The sequence below is a fragment of the Candidatus Tisiphia endosymbiont of Oplodontha viridula genome (assembly GCF_964264865.1).
Lineage (GTDB): Bacteria > Pseudomonadota > Alphaproteobacteria > Rickettsiales > Rickettsiaceae > Tisiphia.
Genome location: NZ_OZ183486.1, coordinates 435830 through 454699, shown reverse-complemented (window position 1 = coordinate 454699; position 18870 = coordinate 435830). Strand labels below are relative to the sequence as shown.

Genomic DNA, 18870 nt, shown 5'->3' with positions numbered 1-18870 from the left:
ATCATAACCTGTAGTATAATAATAAAATGTCGAAAAGATAGTAGAAATTTATTTGAATAGTTATAGAATTTAACTTACTACTGAATTTGTCAGTTCTTTACTTGACAGATGAAATGGTTTAGATATAGACATTGTTCAGGAATAATATTTACTAAATAACTAAGTTCAAAGGAAAAAAATGAACTATGCCGAAATCTCTAAGAACACAATGTCATGTATATATAAATCTTATGAAAGTCTTAATGAATCTCCTCTTGATAAGGGACTAAGATCCTTAATTGAACTGAGGGTATCACAAATAAATAGCTGCTTTTATTGTTGCAATTTACATCTTACAGATGCTAGAAAGAATAATGTGCCTCAAAAGAAGTTAGATTTATTACCAATTTGGTTCTCTAGTAAAGAGGTATTTAGTGAAAAAGAAGTTATAGCTCTAAGATGGTGTGAATTAATAACGCGGGGTTTCTTCAAGGAAATTGACGCAATGAAAGATGAAATATTACAGTATTTTTCTGAGAGAGAAATTGTAGATATTACTATTTGTATTTCAATTATGAATGCCTTAAATAGAATAGCTATAAGCTTAAAAACACTTTAACTGTGGGTATACTACTCGTAAATGAAGAGTTGGTAGACGAAGGTCAACTTTAAGAAGAGCTAGGAGTGTCAAAGTCGAGCAGCGGAGCGTACATTAGTATGTGAGCAGCGGATATCTTTAGACACGACGACGCCAATTCTTGAAGTTCACCGAGTATATATATCTATAGTTTTTGGGTGGTATAACATAAGTGATATGTATTTTATAGAATGCAGTGAAAAACTTAAAAAAGTTTATAGGAAGGTTTTTATAACAAAGGAAAAGCAGCAGAAATTGCAAAATAATGGGAGTAAATTTAGTGAGAGTAAATTTCAAAAACTGTCTAGTGCTTTAAAACAGAATATAGCAAGAAGAAAAAATAGTCAAAAAGTTCATATTGAGGATAAAAACAAAAGTGAAAATAATTAAGATCGCACCTTCGTTACTATCAGCAGATTTTGCTAATTTGCAAAAAGAAATCAGTTCTTTGGAAGAAGCTGGTGCTGATATGATCCATATAGACGTTATGGATGGACATTTTGTACCTAACTTAACATTTGGGCCTCCTATAATAAAAGCTTTAAGACCTCACACTACATTACCATTTGACGTACATTTAATGATTAATAACCCAGAATATTCGATTAAAGACTATGCTAGTAGCGGAGCAGATATTATCACTATCCATCCTGAAACCACTATTCATCTTGACAGAACTTTAAGTATTATTCAAAATTTAGGGCTAAAAGCTGGGGTGGCACTACTTCCCTCTACAAGTCCAAATTCTATAGATTATATTATTGATAAAGTAGATATAATTCTAGCAATGACCGTAAACCCCGGTTTTTCTAGCCAAAAGTTTATAGAGAATCAGTTAGAGAAAGTCAAAATTATTTCAGAAAAAATCAAAAATTTTGGTAAACCTATAATGCTTTCTGTAGATGGAGGAATAAATAATGTTACCGGTAAGAACTGTATAAAAGCTGGAGCTGATATTTTAGTATCAGGTAATTTTATTTTCCAATCAAAAGATTATCAAAAACAAATAGACTTGCTAAAACATTAGGCTATTTATACCACAAGGTCATTTATTAATATGTATTAACATATTAAATATATTGATCAATAATATAGTTATGTTTTATGATCAACTCTTAACCTCTAAAAACAGTTCTAGGAGATAGTATAATGGAAAATAATAAATTAATTGCGTTAATTGCAATATATAAAGCTAGAGCTTATCAACATGCATTATGTAATGAGCAAAATAAGATTCTAGCTGAAAATAAAATATTATGGGATAAACAAAAACAGACTATTACTGACAGTACTTTAATTAAGAGTGTAAAGGATAAATTAGCAAATGATTTAGAGAATATTGTAAGTATTAATACTCTTATTGTAAACAATGATAATTTACCACCGGGAATTCAATATAACAAAATGCAAGAAGTGCTAAGTGGGGTTAATCAGTTATTTATCAATGATGAAGCCAATATCATAAAAATAGCAAATGGTGTATTGCCAAATGATTATAATAATAATATTGGAGATAATTTACCTATTTTAAGAAGCCAAGGGTATTATGGTACTTCTAAAACTACTTTTAGCTCTTGTGCAATATGGTATGTATATTTTGCTTTAAATAATAGTTCTCTTTCGAAACTCGCTTATGCTGAGGAATTTAAAGAAGCCACGGAACGCAGAACCGCAGCGTACTTAGATGTACGTGAGGATTCGAGTACCGGAGCGACGAATAAATTACCAGCAGAAGTAGAGTTTCGAAAGAGAACTAATATTAATGCAATTGATATATTTAATTCCGCGATCACTCATGTAATTGCTATACCATCTAGCGTTGTTATACCACCAAACTATAGCTGGCATTATATTAAAAGCGGTATTAATGGTTTTGGTTTTGTGCATAGTGGTTATTCATTTGGTGGCTCACGAGATGAAGAGAGTTTGTATCCTAAAGGCAAAACATTTGAGCCGCAAGATTGTTCGTCTTTCGTTGATTTAGTGACGTTAGTACCTGTAGCATTAGATACCTCTGATGAGCTATGTATATATAGATCCTATATGGGTGGGTTTATTCCTCAACCTTGGAAAGATTCTAAGCAGGCTAGTTTGATACCGTTATATAGACCAGTACAACCTGCAGATGTACAAATAGGTGATATCTATTTTTTTAGAGAGTTTAATTCAGATCACTTACCAGCAACTAGCGTGGGAGTAAGTGGGCATACAACTATTGTAATTGATAAAACAAAAGAACAAGTGATAACAGTAGGTGATGATCGTGATATGCCAACTTTAGAAGGCATAGGTATAGCAATTTTTCATTTTACTGGCGACTCCAATAGACAGGTGTTTTTTCTAAGGTTAAGTGAGGAATATATCGATCATCTACCTGATCCTAACAATTTTAAAAATCTTAACTATAATGGTGTACAGGATTTAGCACAAATTATTAAATATTTTGATCAATTAATAGGTAAATAATGAAAATTCTAGTTAAAGAACCGTAAGTTACGGATTATTGCAAATATTGATAGAGATTATTGCCATTTTCCTTAAGCCATAATTTAGCCAACTTATAGTCTGGATAAAGTTTTGCTACTAAATTCCAAAAATGAGGACTGTGATTCATTTCAATTATATGACATATTTCATGGACCACTAAGTATTTTAATATTTTTTTTGGAGCAAAAATAAGACGCCAATTAAAAGCAAGTACAGCCTTACTAGAGCAACTTCCCCATTTGCTCTTATTATTCATAATTTTAATTTTAGTAAAGTTTATATTATGTTCTTTCGCTAGAAGAGTAGCAAGTTTTGCGATTTCTAATAACAACATATCTTTCAAAAACCTTACTAAAGTACTTTTGTGTTGTGAGGGTAAAGAATATATTTGAATAACATCATCTGTGACTTGTACTTTTTCATAATCTGCATCAATATTTAATAACGAATATACTTCGTCAAAGACTGTTATTGTGTTATAATCAAAGGGGGGGGTGTTTAAGAATTTTTGCAGTTTTTGCCTAACCCAAGATTCTTTTTCTAACAAAAATTTATATCCTGTATTAAAATTTTTATTAGGTAAAACTAATTCAGCTCCTTTGTGGTTTATTCTAATGCTAATTCGTTTGGCTTTATTACTATATCTTACTGGAATGTCAATATCAGCTCCTAATTTATCTAAAGTAATCTGCTGATGTTTCATGTTTAAAATCTAATTTAAAAATTATTATTAATATAGTATATTGATAATTATAGTTAATTAAATTTATTAAGAGTAATTTAATCATGCATACTTTATCTTTTGACGTAGATGATCAGTTAAATGAACAAATTGAAACTTTTGCTAAAGTGCATGACCGTAGTAAAGCCTATGTACTAAGAAAAGCTGTAGAGTTATATTTAGTCGATCAAAATGATCTTACAATTGGCAGGCAAGCTTTAGATGAGTTTTATAATGATGGGTTTAAAACTTATTCATTAAATCAAATTAAAAAGGAAAATGGCTTATAGTATTCTGTTTACTGATCGTAGTAGAAAACAATTTTCAAAATTAAATAAAGATATACAACAACGTATAATTCACTATTTGGAAAGCAGAATCTCTATTAATCCTCATGATTTTGGCAAAAGTCTTGTTGGAGAGAAGAAAGGTCTTTGGCGTTACAGAGTTGATGATTATAGAATTATTTGCAATATTAGTAATAACGAATCGCTGATTTTGGTTATTGATGTAGGACATAGACGTGAAATATATGATTAAAACCGATATTAGCACATCTAAATACTAGCTAATATTATTTTTATAGCCAATAATAGTATCATATGATACTATTATTTTATGAGTAAAAACCCACCTTTTCAAGTAAGTAATAAAATACTTACATTACTGCAAGATATTGCATATGAGCTTGGTATTCTATCCGGAGCTAAGCTTTCTTTGCCTGCAGTAAAACTTAGAAAAAGTAACCAAATAAAGACTATCCATTCTTCTTTAGCAATTGAAGGTAATAGTTTAAGTTTAGACCAAATAACCGATATAATTGACGGAAAACTAGTGCTAGGTCCTAAAAATGATATTATTGAAGTTAACAATGCCATTAAATTATACAATAATTTACATAAATTAAATCCATTATCAATAGATTGTTTACTAGAGGCACATAGATTATTGATGCAAGAGTTAATAGTTGATAATGGCTATTTTCGAGCCAGCGGAGTTGGCATATTTAAAGGCAATGAAATATCTCATATAGCTCCTAAAGCTAGTCGTGTCCCATTATTAATGGATAAATTATTTCAGTTCATAAAAGAAAACAAGGATATTCCGTGGCTAATTAAAGCTTGCGTATTTCATTATGAGTTAGAATTTATCCATCCTTTCTCAGATGGTAATGGACGAATAGGTAGGTTATGGCAACAATTATTATTAATGAAAGCAGATGCAATTTTTAAATATATTTCGGTAGATGTACTAATAAAAAACGAACAAAGTGAGTACTATGACGTTTTAGCTGAGTGTGATAAAGTAGGGGAGTCTACCTTGTTCATTGAATTTATGGCAACACAGATACTAAAAGCTCTGCAACTATATGTTAATAATGTAGTATCTCAAGTCAAAACTCCTAAGTCTAGGTTAGAATTTGCTAGAATAAAATTACCAAATAGTTGGTTTTCAAGGAAAGATTATATTCTATTACATAAGGATATTTCTTCTGCATCGGCCAGTCGTGATCTAATCTTTGGTGTTAAGGAAGGTATCCTAACTCATAAAGGTATAAAAAATCAAACTTGTTATAAATTTCAACAATAGACTCTTTCATTAAATTAAGTTATAAAAGAAATCTAGAAAGAATAAGTGGATATATTAATGGAAAATTACGATCTAGCGATTATTGGTGGTGGACCAGGTGGTTACGTGGCTGCGATTAGGGCCGCACAACTAAATAAAAAAGTTGTGTTGATTGAGAAGGAGCATTTAGGGGGAGTTTGCTTAAATTGGGGTTGTATACCAACAAAAGCATTGCTTAAATCAGCTGAATTATTTCAAAAAATTAGACATGCTAAAGATTATGGTATTATAGTAGGTGAAGCAGCAAGTTTTGACCTAAAAAAAATAGTACAGCGTTCTAGAGATATATCGACGCAGTTAACATCTGGTATTAAATCTCTGCTAAAAAAAAATAAGGTTACGATAATTGATGGCACGGCTAGCCTAGGAACAGGCAAGGTAGTAGAGATCAATAATAATGGTCAAAAAATTTTGATTAAAGCAAAGGACATAATAATTGCAACAGGTGCAAGGTCTAGAATCTTAGATGGATTTGAGCCGGATGGCAAGCAAATTATTACCTCCAAAGAGGCTATGGTTCTTGATAAATTACCAAAATCTATGATTATAGTTGGATCAGGGGCAATTGGTATAGAATTTGCTTCATTTTATAATGATTTAGGAACAAATGTCACTGTAATTGAAGCACAAAATAGGATATTACCTAGTGAAGATGAGGAGATTTCTTTAATGGCACGCAAAACCTTTGAAAAGAAAGGTATAAAAATTCATACTAATAGCAAATTGTTAAATCATAGCAAAACCCAAGACCATACCCAAGACCATGTTGTAGTTGAAGTTGAGATAGATGGAAAGAATTACAAGATACAAGCTGAAATTTTGCTTATAGCCGTTGGTATAGTTGGTAACACAGAAAACCTTAATTTAGAAAAAACTAATATCAAAATAAATAGAGGTCATATTATTACCAATCAGTTTATGCAAACTTCGGAAGAAGGTATTTATGCAATAGGTGATGTAACATCAGCACCATGGCTTGCCCACAAGGCAAGTCATGAAGGTATTATTGCTGCGGAAACTATTGCTGGGCTTAAGACTCATCCTATAGAAAAACGTAATATTCCAGGCTGTACTTATTCCTCACCACAGATTGCTAGTGTAGGGCTTACTGAAGAACAAGCGAAAAAAGCTGGTTACCAAGTAAAAATTGGCAGATTCCCATCTATCGCTAATGGGAAAGCCTTGGTTGATGGTTATAATGAAGGAATGATTAAAACGATTTTTGATGTAAAGACTGGTGAATTATTAGGAGCTCATTTGATAGGTGAAGAGGTTACAGAACTAATTCAAGGTTATGTAATCACTAAAACTATGGAGGGTACGGAACTTGATTTAATGAATAGCATTTTTCCACATCCAACTTTATCTGAAATGATGGGAGAAGCGGTATTACAGGCTTATGGTAAGGCTATTCATATTTAAAGAACTCGCCTTACGCGTAACCCATAGCAATTTAAAGTTGCTGGAAAGTACAGGACGTCATTGCGAGGAAGACCGTAGGTCGACGAAGCAATCTAGGAAAATGACTAGAAATGGATTGCTTCGTCGCCACTAAAGTGGCTTCTCGCAATGACGCTAGACTGTTTTCCCTACGATTTTAAACTGTCATGTGTAATGTGAGTGAATAATTTTTTTTAAATATACTTAGTGGTAAGCATAAATTATGTTATAAATTGTTCTAGAATTATATGAGGAAAAAAAATGAGTAAAATGAACCGTGAAGATTATGGAATTTATTCACCAAGGAGGAGAATAAACATTGTTATGCAGCATGGCGTGTCATTTGGTGCGGCACTTGCTATGGCTATTTCATTTAATATAAACCACTCTGTATTATGGGCAATCGTACATGGCTTGTTTTCTTGGCTGTATGTGGTTTATTATTGTTTGATTTAGTTTTAGTATAGCTAACTCGAAAAGGTTTAACTCGATAATCAAGTTTTTTAGAATTATTAAAAGATACGTCATTGCGAAGAGGCGATGGAAGCGGCGACGCGGCAATCTTGTGAAGTAGGGACAAGTATTACTTCACAAGATTGCTACGACGCCGCTTTTCGTGGCTTCTCGCTAATAGACAGTTAAGGAAAAACTTGATTATCGAGAATCAGATGCAGAGCCGTCTCAAATCTGATTGTTTAGATAATTTACTTAATTAACCTCAGTTCGATATAAGAATTAATAATTCTTATATCGATACTTGCTTTGCTATAAGGAAAAATGCACTCTTGAAGCGGCTGACGCGGGTGCATTTTAACTTTTTTCATCATTCAATATGTGATTTTAATAATTAAAATCACATATTGAATGGAGTATTATATTTTAACAATCAGGTGGGCAGCCGCTTCAAACCTGATTGTTTCTATATATAATACTGAATTCGATGTAACTTGTTACATCGAATTCAGGTTAATTACCATCGGTTTATTTACCATCACTATCTGTAGAGTCGTTAGGAGAATCATAAGGATTGCGATATGGAAGCATTTCCGGTACTGTCTTATCTTTAGGCAATAACTTATTTAATCCATCCTCTAAAACTTTTTCCCCTGTTTCTTCTTCTCTAATTTCGTATTTTGGTGGGTCTCCTAAACATTTCCAAAAATTGGTTAAGCTCTCAAAGTTGGGACCTAATTTTGTAGTACAATTTTGAGCAATTGATTTAGATGTATCAAGAATTTCAATTGTAGCATCGGTCATATATTTTATAAATCCAATTTGTTCAAGACCCTTGGCTACCCAAAATAATACTATCAAAGAGGCAACTGCTATCATAAAGTACCATTTAGCTATGATACTCCATAAAAACATCCCCATAGGGTTAGCTGCTATTAGTCTTCTTAAAGCTTGCCACATATATAACTACCAAAAAATGGTTAAAAAACTACGATTAAATTACATGAATAATAAAAAAATAACAATTTTTTTATTAGTGCAGGGGTCAGTATGGTGTATAATATAAATTAAATGTTGTAAATATTCTTAATTAGATATGATGAGAGATAAAATATGGTTGGTAAAAGAAGCATATTGATACCAATCATAACAAAAATTAGACTTATATTCTCAAGATTTTGTAAAACAAGACCGGTAAGTATTATGTTGGGTATTAATAGTGGCATGATTAATATTGCTAGTAGGTTAGTATTTGACCTAAAATAGCTTTGAATAGATCCAATTAAAACTAGTAGGCTACTGGACAAAGTTAATAGCAAAGTTAGAGTGATAAAAAGATAGGTTACTGTTATTAGATCAAGATCGAAAATAATATAAATTATTGGGATATTTAATAAAGAGCTAGTAAGTGAACTAAAAAATATAGCAAATAATTTAGATGTAACAATTTCACTCTCACTGAAACTGGATAATAGTAGCTCTAAACTGCCATCCTCCACATCTTGCTTTAATATTAGACTAGAGAAGCCAATTAGGGCTATTGGTAAAAAAATTACTGAAAAAATAACCCCAAATTTCTTAATATCTACTTGGTCATTGATTAAAGCAGTGCTGAAAATACAAAATAAAAAAAATATAAATAGATATTTGCTAAGATTATTAATACGATTTTGAATTAAGTATTCCCATTTTATTAGCTGTATTAGTTTATGCATATCTCATTATACTCGATAATCAAGTTTTTCCTTAACTGTCTATTAGCGAGAAGCCGCGAAAAGCCTCGTCGTAGCAATCTTTTGAAGTAATACTTGTCCCTACTTCACAACAAGATTGCCGCGTTGGCGATTCCATTGCCTCCTCGCTAATAGACGTATAGGGAACCTCAGTTCGATATAAGAATTATTAATTCTTATATCGATACTTGCTTTGTTATAAGGAAAAATGCACTCTTGAAGCGGCTGACGCGGGTGCATTTTAACTTTTTTCATCATTCAATATGTGATTTTAATAATTAAAATCACATTAGTAATGAATCCTCATTATTGGAAGTAAAGAGTATATTTGCCCCATTTTTTTTCTACGGGAATCATGTTACTTTATGACAAATTAGTAAAACCTTTTTAATTACATTGCAACTAACTTCAAGAGCTGTTTTTACAGCTCTTGAAGCGGTAGTATTTGTAGTTATTCTGTAGGATGTTCGGCTTCTCCTGCTAGTGGTAGTGTGGCATCAGATGTATTAAGACTAGCTACCTCTGTAGTAGTAAAGTTGCCAACATTTTGGTTGTTAACATTTAAATCATTATCCTCTACCCTGTTGTTAGCATTAAAATTATTATCACCGTTGTTTCTGAAATAATTTATAAGAGCGGCTTTTAAAGCTGCTACATGCTCAGGATGTAAACAATTCCGGTTAATTATTCTTTAAATCATTATTGCATCATTATCATTATTTATTGTTGCATCATTATTTATCATATATAATCCTCTATTAATTTTAAAATATAAAGGAAATTATAATTATTTGTAGAAAGAATATCAATTATTAATTAATAAATTATTTATTCTAAACCGCTATACGTTTTTTAGTAGCTTTTCCGTAGTTTTTTGGTGTAACTATGGGGGTAGCTTTGCCATCTATAACATCTTTTGAAATATGTACATGCATTTTTTTCAGATTGGTAACATTATACATGCTGTCAAGTAGCAGTGTCTCAATTATCGATCTAAGACCTCTAGCTCCGGTTTTTCGTGCCAGTGCTTTCTCGGCTATTCCTTCTAAAGCATCATTATCAATTGATAGTTCAACATCGTCTAACGCAAATAATTTATGATATTGCTTGATAACAGCATTTTTGGGTTGAGTTAAAATTGCCACCAAAGATGCTTTGTCTAGGTCATCTAAAGTTGCTACTACTGGAAGCCTACCGATGAATTCTGGAATTAACCCAAACTTTACTAGATCTTCAATTTCTAATGATTTGAGTATTTCACTGTGTTTTTTTTCTTGTTTTGATTGGACATTTGCCGCAAAACCAATCGAACTTTGAGCAGTACGGGCATTAATGATATTATCTATCCCCATGAAAGCTCCACCGCATATGAACAAAATATTGGAAGTATCTACTTGAATAAAATCTTGCTGTGGGTGTTTTCTGCCACCTTGGGGGGGAACAGAAGCAATAGTTCCTTCCATGATTTTAAGTAATGCTTGTTGAACTCCTTCTCCCGATACATCTCTTGTTATGGAAGGGTTTTCAGATTTTCTAGCGATTTTATCTACTTCATCTATATAAACAATGCCTCGTTGGGCTTTGGCTATATTAAAGTCTGCTGCTTGTAATAATCTTAGCAAGATATTTTCAACATCTTCACCAACATAGCCAGCTTCGGTTAAAGAAGTGGCATCTGCCATAGTGAAAGGTACATCAAGAATTTTTGCTAAGGTTTGTGCCAAAAGGGTTTTACCAGAGCCAGTAGAACCAATAATTAGGATATTTGATTTATTTAATTCGACATCATTATTACCTGACTCGATATATTCTAATCGTTTATAGTGATTATATACCGCAACTGATAAGACTTTTTTTGCTTGATCTTGACCAATTACGTAATCATTAAGAGTAGAAAAAATTCTTTGTGGTGTTGGAATTAAAGAGGCAACTTGTTTAAGAGTTACTTTAGTCTCTTCTTTTATAATATCACGGCAAAGTTCAATACATTCATTACAAATAAATACTGTTGGTCCAGCAATTAATTTTATTACTTCATATTGATTTTTACCACAAAAAGAACAGTTTAATTCTTTTTTTCCAACTTCCCCTGACATGATTCCGCTTTTTTAATTTATGAGTTTAATATAGCTTATATACCTCTAATATAGATAAGTTATTTAGGTAAGTCTAATATATTTTCAAGATACGCGAATTTGGGATAAGACAATATTTCTATTATGGGAAACGTGCTTTTCTTTAAATTCATAGTAATCTAGTTTTGCAGTATCTTCATTAACAGACTAAGTTCCTCTCGAAATTCTGCATCAATTTCACATAATTCTTCTACTTTTTTGATGGCATGCATTATTGTAGTATGATCTTTCTTACCAAATTTCTTACCGATATCAGTAAGACTTTTTGGGGTTAATGTTTTACTTAAATACATAGCTACTTGCCTTGGTCTAGCTATTGAGCGAATACGTCTAGGAGAAGACATATCAGAAAATTTAATATTATAACGATCAGCTACTTTTCTTTGAATATCTTCAATCGTTATAATTCTTTCATTGGAACGTAGTAAGTCACGTAAAATATTTTGGGTATTTTCTAAAGTTATCTCCCTACCAACTAAAGTTGAATGAGCAATAACTTTATTAAGAGCCCCCTCTAACTCTCTAACATTTGACGTTATTTTTGATGCCAAGAATTCTACAACATTTTTAGGTATGTGAATATTCATCTGTTCAAGCTTAGATTCTAATATTCCCAATCTTAGTTCATAAGTAGTACTGTGAACATCTGCAACCAATCCCCAACCAAGCCTAGACTTAATCCGCTCTTCAATATTATCTAAATCAGACGGTGAACGGTCACATGATATAACCATTTGACGATTATTATCAATCAAAGCATTGAAAGTATGAAAAAACTCTTCTTGAGTACTATCTTTACCAGATATAAATTGAATATCATCGATCATTAGCACGTCAACTGAACGAAATTCTTCTTTAAAGGACATAACATCTTTATTACGAAGTGCTTTGATGAATTGATACATAAACTTTTCTGCCGACATGTAAATTACTTTGCGAGTCGGGTTATTATGTCTTATATACCAAGCAATAGCATGCATTAAGTGTGTCTTACCAAGACCAACACCCCCATACAAAAATAAGGGGTTAGATTCAGCTACGGCACTCTCTGATTCAGCAACTGCTCTAGAGGCTGCATATGCTAACTCATTTGGTCCACCAACTACAAAATTTTCAAAAGTAAATCGTAAGTCTAATGCTGAAAAAATGCCTTCGGAATTGATATCCATTCCTTCTTTTATTGATGGAATTTTTGCTAAATATTCAGGTATATTTGGATTTTGTTCTAGTAATTCTTTAGTAACTATCTCAATTGATTTAATATCTTTGTCATAGGACTGCCAAGATTGCAATATATCACGTGCATATCTTGATTTTATCCAATCTCGGATAAAATTTGTTGGTGTAGAAAGTATAACAGTAGTAGTAGAAGCTTCTAGAAAGTTAATCTTACTGAACCAACTTTTATACAAAGACTCACCATAATGTTTATTAAGATCAGAACAAACATGCTGCCAAATATCTCTATAATGAGCTACTTCCTTTTCTACAGTCAATTGATTTTGGTTAGTATTCACAGAACTTGCCATGGTAAATTATTTTGTTTCCAACCAGCTCCATTATCTCCTCCTTCAAAACCATCAATGATGTTGTAGCAGTTTGGATAACCTAAACCACCAGCACACGATGCCGCTTCATGAGATCGTACACCTGAACGGCAAAGGAATAATACATTATTTTTATTCCTGACTTTCGATATGAACTGGTTGTTAAATTCATGATTTAAGGACATATCAGGCAATAAACGCCAGCTAAGAAAAAGCACTTGATCTTTATCAAGCTTTGGAATACCTATTTTTTGCCATTCTTCAGTAGTTCTAACATCAACAACAATGGTACACTCATCCATTCCTAGCAACTTATAAGCTTCTAAGGAAGATATATTTTTGATACTTATAGGCATCTGCATTTTTTTGAATATATTAAAATTTATTGAATAAGAACAAGATTTAGACTAATTAAATTTGAGTATATACTACATATACAATTTATATTTTATATTTGGTAATTGTCAAACTATCTGAATCATATTATGATATTTTTTTGTAAGATTATCAATATGGACTATTTAAAAAAGGCATTCCTAACTAAAAAATTACTATACCAAAGCAAAAATCGTGGTTGCAAAGAAACCGGGTTAATATTAGGTAAATTTGCTGAACAATTTCTTGCTAATATGGACATAGATAGTTTAACAGATTTTGCTTTAATACTTAATCAAAATGATATAGATATTTATGATTGGATTACCAATAAAACAACTCCTCCTGTTCACTTAAAGTCAAAAGTGATGTTACAAATACTTAATTTTGATATTAACCGCCTATAAGCTTAATAAACAATGATACAACAACCTCTACCGCTCAGTGCAAAAAGTTTTTTTGCTAATGAGTATTTCTCAAATAAACCAACCAAGAATATTTTACTTATTTTTGCTAGTGAAGATGATGCAATTAATAGCCATAAACAGTTATTATTTTTTGCACAAAGCATTAAGACTAGTAATATATTATATTTTCCTAGTTTTGATACTATACCATATGATCGCATTTCACCCCAGTCTAACATTTTATCAGAAAGAGCTAATACACTAAGTTATTTAGCAACTAATAATGAAAAAAAATTAGTAGTTACTAATGCGGTGAATTTACTGAGCAAATTACCGCCTTCGGAATTCCTAGTTAAGTCTTTTCTGAAATTACATAATAAAATGAAGTTTTCAGCGGGTAAGCTCGCTGAATTCCTAGTACATAATGGTTTTACAAGGAGTAGTAGTAGCATTGATAGTGGCGAATTTTCAGTAAGAGGAGAGATAGTAGATATAATTTTACCTGGTTCTAAGGGCTATCGTATTAATTTTAGTTGGGATCACATAGAGTCAATAAAAGAATTTGATATTGATAGTCAAATTTCTACTAATAGCTGCACAGAGCTAATAATTAATTCTGCCAGTGAGGTAATATTAAATCTAGAAACAATAAAGAATTTTAGAGATAATTATCTAAAAGCTTTTGGTGTTAATTACGTGAATAGCCCTTTATATGAATCAATAACTGAAGGAAAAAAATTTCAAGGATATGAACATTTATCTCCTTTATTCTATAATTCTTTCAGTAGTTTAATTAATTATTTAGATGATCCTATTATTATTTATGATAATTTGTCGTTACAATCAATTCTTGAGCAGGAGAATAATTATACAGATCTTTACAGATCCCGCATTGAGTCTAATAAAATAAAATTAAACACATTCTATCCTGCATTGCCTCCGGAGCAGATTTACTTTACCAGTCAGGAAATACAAACTTTACTAGAACAGGATAAGAATATTTTAATTACTCCTGAAGATTCATCTTATGCATATTCATTAGAAAAAATTATTGCCACTAGTTTTATTGAGGATAAGACAGTTTTTGATAAGCTATTTGAGATTATAGAGAACAATAATACTAAAATACCAATTATTTTTTGTCAGTCTAAAAGTAATTTGGAAAGACTGAAGAGCTTGATAAATAGCTACTCACGAGAATATATCGAGATAAACAATCTACAACAGGCAAAAATTGGTATGATAAATCTTGCATATGTCCAACTTAGTCAAGGATTTTATAGTGATAAATATTTGTTTATTGCAGCTCACGATATTTTAGGAAAAAGTGCGGCAAACGTTCGCCAGCAAGGTGCTAAACGTAAGCTTAAAAACATTCTAATGGAATTAGATAATTTAGGTGAAGGGGAGTTAGTTGTTCATAAGGATCATGGTATTGGTCAATTTCTTAATGTTGAAACACTAGATGTTAAAGGCAAAGCTCATGATTTCCTAAAAATTTTATATGAGAATAATGATAAATTATATATTCCTGTTGAGAATATAGAGCTAATTAAGAAATATGGTAGTAGTGAAGCACAGCTGGCCAAGTTAGGTAGCAGTAGCTGGCAAAGAAGTAAGGCTAAACTCAAGAATCGTATTACAGAAATTGCCGAACAATTATTAGCAATAGCTGCTAAGAGGAAATTAACTGTAACTAATCCAATAGAGTTTGATCATGAAGAATATGACAAATTCTGTCAGAGATTTAAATATACCGAAACTGAAGATCAATTAAATGCCATAAATGATATTAGAAAAGATTTTGACTCAGGTCTTTTAATGGATAGATTAATTTGTGGTGATGTTGGTTTTGGAAAAACTGAAGTGGCCATAAGGGCAACTTTTATGGTAGCTAAATCAAACTGTGATGCAAACTGTGACGCCTCCCCTCAAGTAGCCATTGTCGTACCAACTACTATTCTAGGTAAGCAGCATTATTTAAGATTTCGCAAAAGATTTAAGGATTTAGGGCTGAATATAGTACAATTATCTAGTCTAGTTACCAATAGCGAGGCTAAAATTGTTAAAGAACAAATCAAAAATGGTACAGCTAATATAATAATTGGTACACATGCCTTGCTGAGTAAGAATATAGAATTTAGTAACCTAAGATTATTAATAATTGATGAAGAACAACATTTTGGTGTTGCTCAAAAGGAACATTTAAAGAAACTAAGAACTACAATGCATGTTCTATCTCTTTCGGCAACACCAATTCCTCGTACAATGCAGATGTCTATGGTAGGGCTGAAAGACCTTAGTATCATTGCCACACCACCGATTGATAGGCTAGAAGTTCGGACAACAGTTATGCCGTTTGATCCGGTGATTATTAGAGATGCTTTACTTAGAGAACGTTTCCGTGGTGGTAGAAGTTTCTATGTAGTGCCTAGAATTAAGGACATCCCGGATATAGAGAGATACTTACAGGAAGGTGTACCTGAACTAAAGTACAAAGTTGCTCATGGCCAAATGCCAGCTGCCAAAGTAGATGAGATTATGAGTGAATTTTGTGATGGTAAGTTTGACATACTCGTTTCTACCACAATAATTGAGTCAGGTATAGATATTGCCGAAGCTAATACAATGATTATTCATAAATCTGATATGCTTGGTTTGAGTCAGTTATATCAGCTCAGAGGTAGGATAGGACGAAGTAAAGTCAGAGGTTATGCCTATTTAACCTTAGCTAATTATAAGAAAATGACCGCACATTCAATAAAACGTCTAGAAATAATGCAGAGTAGTTGTACTCTTGGTTCTGGTTTTACCATTGCCAGCCATGATATGGATTTACGTGGTTTTGGCAACTTGGTAGGAGAAGAGCAGTCTGGACAGATTAAAGAAGTAGGAGTGGAGCTTTATCAGGAGATGTTAGATGAACAAATAGCAATTCTTAAGGATGAAGTTATTGAGCAGCCAAAAGCTTTTGTTCCAATAATTAATTTGGGATTACCTGTTTTCATTTCCGATAATTATATTGCAGATTCTGCTCTTAAACTAAGTTTGTACAGAAGAGTTGGAAATTTAATTGATGATATAGATATTGAAAATTTTAAGGACGAAATGGTTGATCGTTTTGGTCCTATCCCATCAGAGTTTAATAATCTACTTAATATAGTAAAAATAAAGCATAAATGCAGTAAGCTTAATATTGAAAATTTAGACTCTGGTGATCGAGGATTTGTTTTAAAATTTTATAAAGAATCAGATATAGCTGATAAGATTAGAAATTTTGTTATAAAATATCCTCAGCAAACCAAAATAAAACCGGATACTAAGTTAGTATTTACCAAAACATTGGTAGGAAAAGATATTATAGAGGAAGCGAATAGTCTGTTGGAGCAATTATTGGCGGCATAATACCATATAACTCGATAATCAATTTTTTCCTTAACCGTCATTGCGAGGAGCCGCGAAAAGCGGCGTCGTAGCAATCTAGGATACGCGAAGCGTTACTCTAAAAAACAGCTTCGCTGTTTACCTAGATCGCCACGGCATCTAAAGATGCTTCGCGATGACGATTATAGAAAAATGGGTACTATGCATAATACCATATAATGCGAATTCAGGATAAGAATTGACAAATTCTTATCCCGAATTCGCGTAATAGGCTATTAAACCGATGTCTTACATTGAATCTAGGTTAACTAGGAATTAAAATTAGGAAAGTGAGTAAAATTAAAAAGCAATATATATGTACAAATTGTGGTAATAGTACATCAAAATGGGCAGGACAATGTTTTGATTGTGGCTTATGGGGAGCAATTGAGGAAGAGGTAATTAGTCAAGTACAAGTTAGGTTAGGCAATAAACAACAAATACAAAAGCTTGATGGTGTTGTTGTGGAATCATTACGTACTCCTACACCTATAAATGAATTAAATAGGGTGTTGGGTGGCGGGTTGGTTTCCTCTTCGGCAATTTTAATTGGTGGTGATCCTGGCATTGGTAAATCAACTTTATTATTACACTTAGTGGCAAGTTCTTTTTGTGATAAAATTAGAATGAATTGCTTATATATAACTGGTGAGGAATCCATTGACCAAATAAAGCTAAGAGCCTTAAGATTAGGTCTTAATAATGAGACAACATCTATCTTAGCTGCCACTAATATCGAAGATATTATCTCAACTATTGATGCTGATAAAAATAATATTGATTTGGTAGTAATCGATTCAATTCAGACAATGGTAACTCGCACACTATCATCACCACCTGGCACTATTTCGCAGATTCGAGCCTGTGCTAATGAATTGGTTAGCTATGCTAAACAAAATAATATTATTATTTTACTTAGCTGTCATGTGACAAAAGATGGGCAATTAGCTGGTCCTAAGTTACTCGAACATCTTGTTGATACCGTACTATATTTTGAAGGTGATCCTAATAGTCATTTTCGTATTTTGCGTTCTATTAAAAATAGATTTGGTGGAATAGGAGAAATCGGTGTTTTTGAGATGACTGCTAGTGGTCTTATGGAAGTCTCTAGTCCTTCCGAGCTATTTCTGATGAAAAGGGATAAAAATGTTAGCGGGACAACGGTATTTGCTGGAATTGAAGGGTCTAGACCATTATTAATTGAAATTCAGGCATTAATTGCTCCTTCCAATATGCCAATGCCAAGACGTTCGGTTGTAGGATGGGATTTAAATAGATTATCAATGATAATAGCTGTACTTAATGTACGGTTTGGGCTTAACTTAACTTCTAAGGAAGTATATTTAACTGTTGCTGGTGGGCTTAAAATTTCAGAACCAGCTTCAGACTTAGCTGTTGCAGCTGCTTTAATTTCTGCAGCAAATAATAAAGCTGTGCTAGAACATAGTGTTTTTTTTGGAGAAATTGGTTTATCTGGTGAAATAAGAAAAGTCAATGCAGCAGAAATGAGAATAAAAGAAGCAACGAAATTAGGATTCAATAAATTAATTTGTTCCAAACTTGAAAAGTTAAGTAATAACCTAATTTGCCCAATTAGTAATATAAAAGAATTGAAAGAGTTGATATAGTTAAAATTCACACTTATGAAATTCTAATAGTATTATTAACCTCAGTTCGATATAAGAATTAATAATTCTTATATCGATACTTGCTTTGTTATAAGGAAAAATGCACTCTTGAAGCGGTTCTACGAGTGCATTTTAACTTTTTTCATCATTCAATATGTGATTTTAATAATTAAAATCACATATTGAATGGAGTGTTATATTTTAACAATCAGGTGGGCAGCCGCTTCAAACCTGATTGTTTCTATATATAACACTGAATTCGATGTAACTTGTTAC

The 18870-nt window shown here is 32.1% G+C and carries 18 protein-coding genes; 12 read left to right on the top strand and 6 right to left on the bottom strand.

What is annotated here, in order from left to right; all coding sequences use genetic code 11:
- The first annotated feature begins 178 nt into the window (after window positions 1-178).
- From ACFEL1_RS02210 to ACFEL1_RS02195, 4 genes are all read left to right on the top strand, one after another.
- The gene (locus ACFEL1_RS02210; protein WP_375331328.1) at window positions 179-598 is read left to right on the top strand and encodes a carboxymuconolactone decarboxylase family protein; all 420 of its coding nucleotides are present in this window, start codon (window positions 179-181) and stop codon (window positions 596-598) included.
- Window positions 599-793: 195 nt separating this feature from the next.
- Window positions 794-1006, top strand: coding sequence for a hypothetical protein (locus tag ACFEL1_RS02205; RefSeq protein WP_341762415.1), 213 nt, complete (start codon window positions 794-796; stop codon window positions 1004-1006).
- Window positions 993-1643, top strand: a complete 651-nt coding sequence (gene rpe / locus ACFEL1_RS02200; protein ID WP_375331327.1) for a ribulose-phosphate 3-epimerase — start codon at window positions 993-995, stop codon at window positions 1641-1643. The genes ACFEL1_RS02205 and rpe overlap by 14 nt, the downstream gene beginning before the upstream one ends.
- 122 nt (window positions 1644-1765) lie before the next feature.
- Window positions 1766-3082 (top strand): palindromic element RPE1 domain-containing protein, encoded by a 1317-nt coding sequence (locus ACFEL1_RS02195; RefSeq protein WP_375331326.1) that lies wholly within the window; start codon window positions 1766-1768, stop codon window positions 3080-3082.
- Between the two features lie 34 nt (window positions 3083-3116).
- On the opposite strand, the gene ACFEL1_RS02190 is transcribed toward ACFEL1_RS02195, so the two are convergent.
- Window positions 3117-3806: a M48 family metallopeptidase gene (locus ACFEL1_RS02190; RefSeq protein ID WP_375331325.1), complete on the bottom strand. Its 690-nt coding sequence runs from the start codon at window positions 3804-3806 to the stop codon at window positions 3117-3119.
- A gap of 83 nt (window positions 3807-3889) precedes the next feature.
- On the opposite strand from ACFEL1_RS02190, the gene ACFEL1_RS02185 reads away from it, so the two are divergent.
- From ACFEL1_RS02185 to ACFEL1_RS02165, 5 genes are all read left to right on the top strand, one after another.
- Complete coding sequence (locus ACFEL1_RS02185; RefSeq protein WP_375331324.1) at window positions 3890-4114, top strand: DUF6290 family protein; 225 nt, start codon at window positions 3890-3892, stop codon at window positions 4112-4114.
- Window positions 4104-4364 carry a type II toxin-antitoxin system RelE family toxin gene (locus ACFEL1_RS02180; protein WP_367363691.1) on the top strand — a complete coding sequence of 87 codons (261 nt, stop codon included), beginning with the start codon at window positions 4104-4106 and terminating at the stop codon, window positions 4362-4364. Before ACFEL1_RS02185 ends, ACFEL1_RS02180 begins: the two co-directional genes overlap by 11 nt.
- Window positions 4365-4442: 78 nt before the next feature.
- Window positions 4443-5414 (top strand): Fic family protein, encoded by a 972-nt coding sequence (locus ACFEL1_RS02175; RefSeq protein ID WP_375331323.1) that lies wholly within the window; start codon window positions 4443-4445, stop codon window positions 5412-5414.
- A 57-nt stretch (window positions 5415-5471) separates the two neighbouring features.
- Entirely contained in the window at window positions 5472-6875 is a 1404-nt protein-coding gene (gene lpdA, locus ACFEL1_RS02170; RefSeq protein WP_375331322.1) for a dihydrolipoyl dehydrogenase, read from the top strand.
- Between the two features lie 279 nt (window positions 6876-7154).
- The gene (locus tag ACFEL1_RS02165; RefSeq protein ID WP_375331321.1) at window positions 7155-7349 is read left to right on the top strand and encodes a hypothetical protein; all 195 of its coding nucleotides are present in this window, start codon (window positions 7155-7157) and stop codon (window positions 7347-7349) included.
- A 525-nt stretch (window positions 7350-7874) separates the two neighbouring features.
- Here ACFEL1_RS02165 and ACFEL1_RS02160 read toward each other — a convergent pair.
- The 5 genes from ACFEL1_RS02160 to ACFEL1_RS02140 form a co-directional block, all read right to left on the bottom strand.
- Window positions 7875-8306 (bottom strand): DUF2670 domain-containing protein, encoded by a 432-nt coding sequence (locus ACFEL1_RS02160; RefSeq protein ID WP_341762407.1) that lies wholly within the window; start codon window positions 8304-8306, stop codon window positions 7875-7877.
- A gap of 107 nt (window positions 8307-8413) precedes the next feature.
- Window positions 8414-9061 carry a heme exporter protein CcmB gene (locus ACFEL1_RS02155; RefSeq protein WP_341762406.1) on the bottom strand — a complete coding sequence of 216 codons (648 nt, stop codon included), beginning with the start codon at window positions 9059-9061 and terminating at the stop codon, window positions 8414-8416.
- Between the two features lie 851 nt (window positions 9062-9912).
- A complete protein-coding gene (gene clpX / locus ACFEL1_RS02150; protein WP_375331320.1) occupies window positions 9913-11175 on the bottom strand; it encodes an ATP-dependent Clp protease ATP-binding subunit ClpX in 1263 nt (420 codons plus the stop codon).
- A 158-nt stretch (window positions 11176-11333) separates the two neighbouring features.
- On the bottom strand, window positions 11334-12743 hold the full coding sequence (gene dnaA / locus ACFEL1_RS02145) for a chromosomal replication initiator protein DnaA (protein WP_375331319.1): 1410 nt from the start codon (window positions 12741-12743) through the stop codon (window positions 11334-11336).
- Window positions 12728-13111: a rhodanese-like domain-containing protein gene (locus tag ACFEL1_RS02140; protein ID WP_375331519.1), complete on the bottom strand. Its 384-nt coding sequence runs from the start codon at window positions 13109-13111 to the stop codon at window positions 12728-12730. The genes dnaA and ACFEL1_RS02140 overlap by 16 nt, the downstream gene beginning before the upstream one ends.
- Before the next feature lie 135 nt (window positions 13112-13246).
- On the opposite strand from ACFEL1_RS02140, the gene ACFEL1_RS02135 reads away from it, so the two are divergent.
- From ACFEL1_RS02135 to radA, 3 genes are all read left to right on the top strand, one after another.
- Complete coding sequence (locus tag ACFEL1_RS02135; protein WP_341762402.1) at window positions 13247-13543, top strand: succinate dehydrogenase assembly factor 2; 297 nt, start codon at window positions 13247-13249, stop codon at window positions 13541-13543.
- 12 nt (window positions 13544-13555) lie between these two features.
- Window positions 13556-16948: a transcription-repair coupling factor gene (mfd, locus tag ACFEL1_RS02130; protein WP_375331318.1), complete on the top strand. Its 3393-nt coding sequence runs from the start codon at window positions 13556-13558 to the stop codon at window positions 16946-16948.
- 308 nt (window positions 16949-17256) lie between these two features.
- The gene (gene radA, locus ACFEL1_RS02125; RefSeq protein WP_375331317.1) at window positions 17257-18594 is read left to right on the top strand and encodes a DNA repair protein RadA; all 1338 of its coding nucleotides are present in this window, start codon (window positions 17257-17259) and stop codon (window positions 18592-18594) included.
- The last annotated feature ends 276 nt before the right edge of the window (window positions 18595-18870 follow it).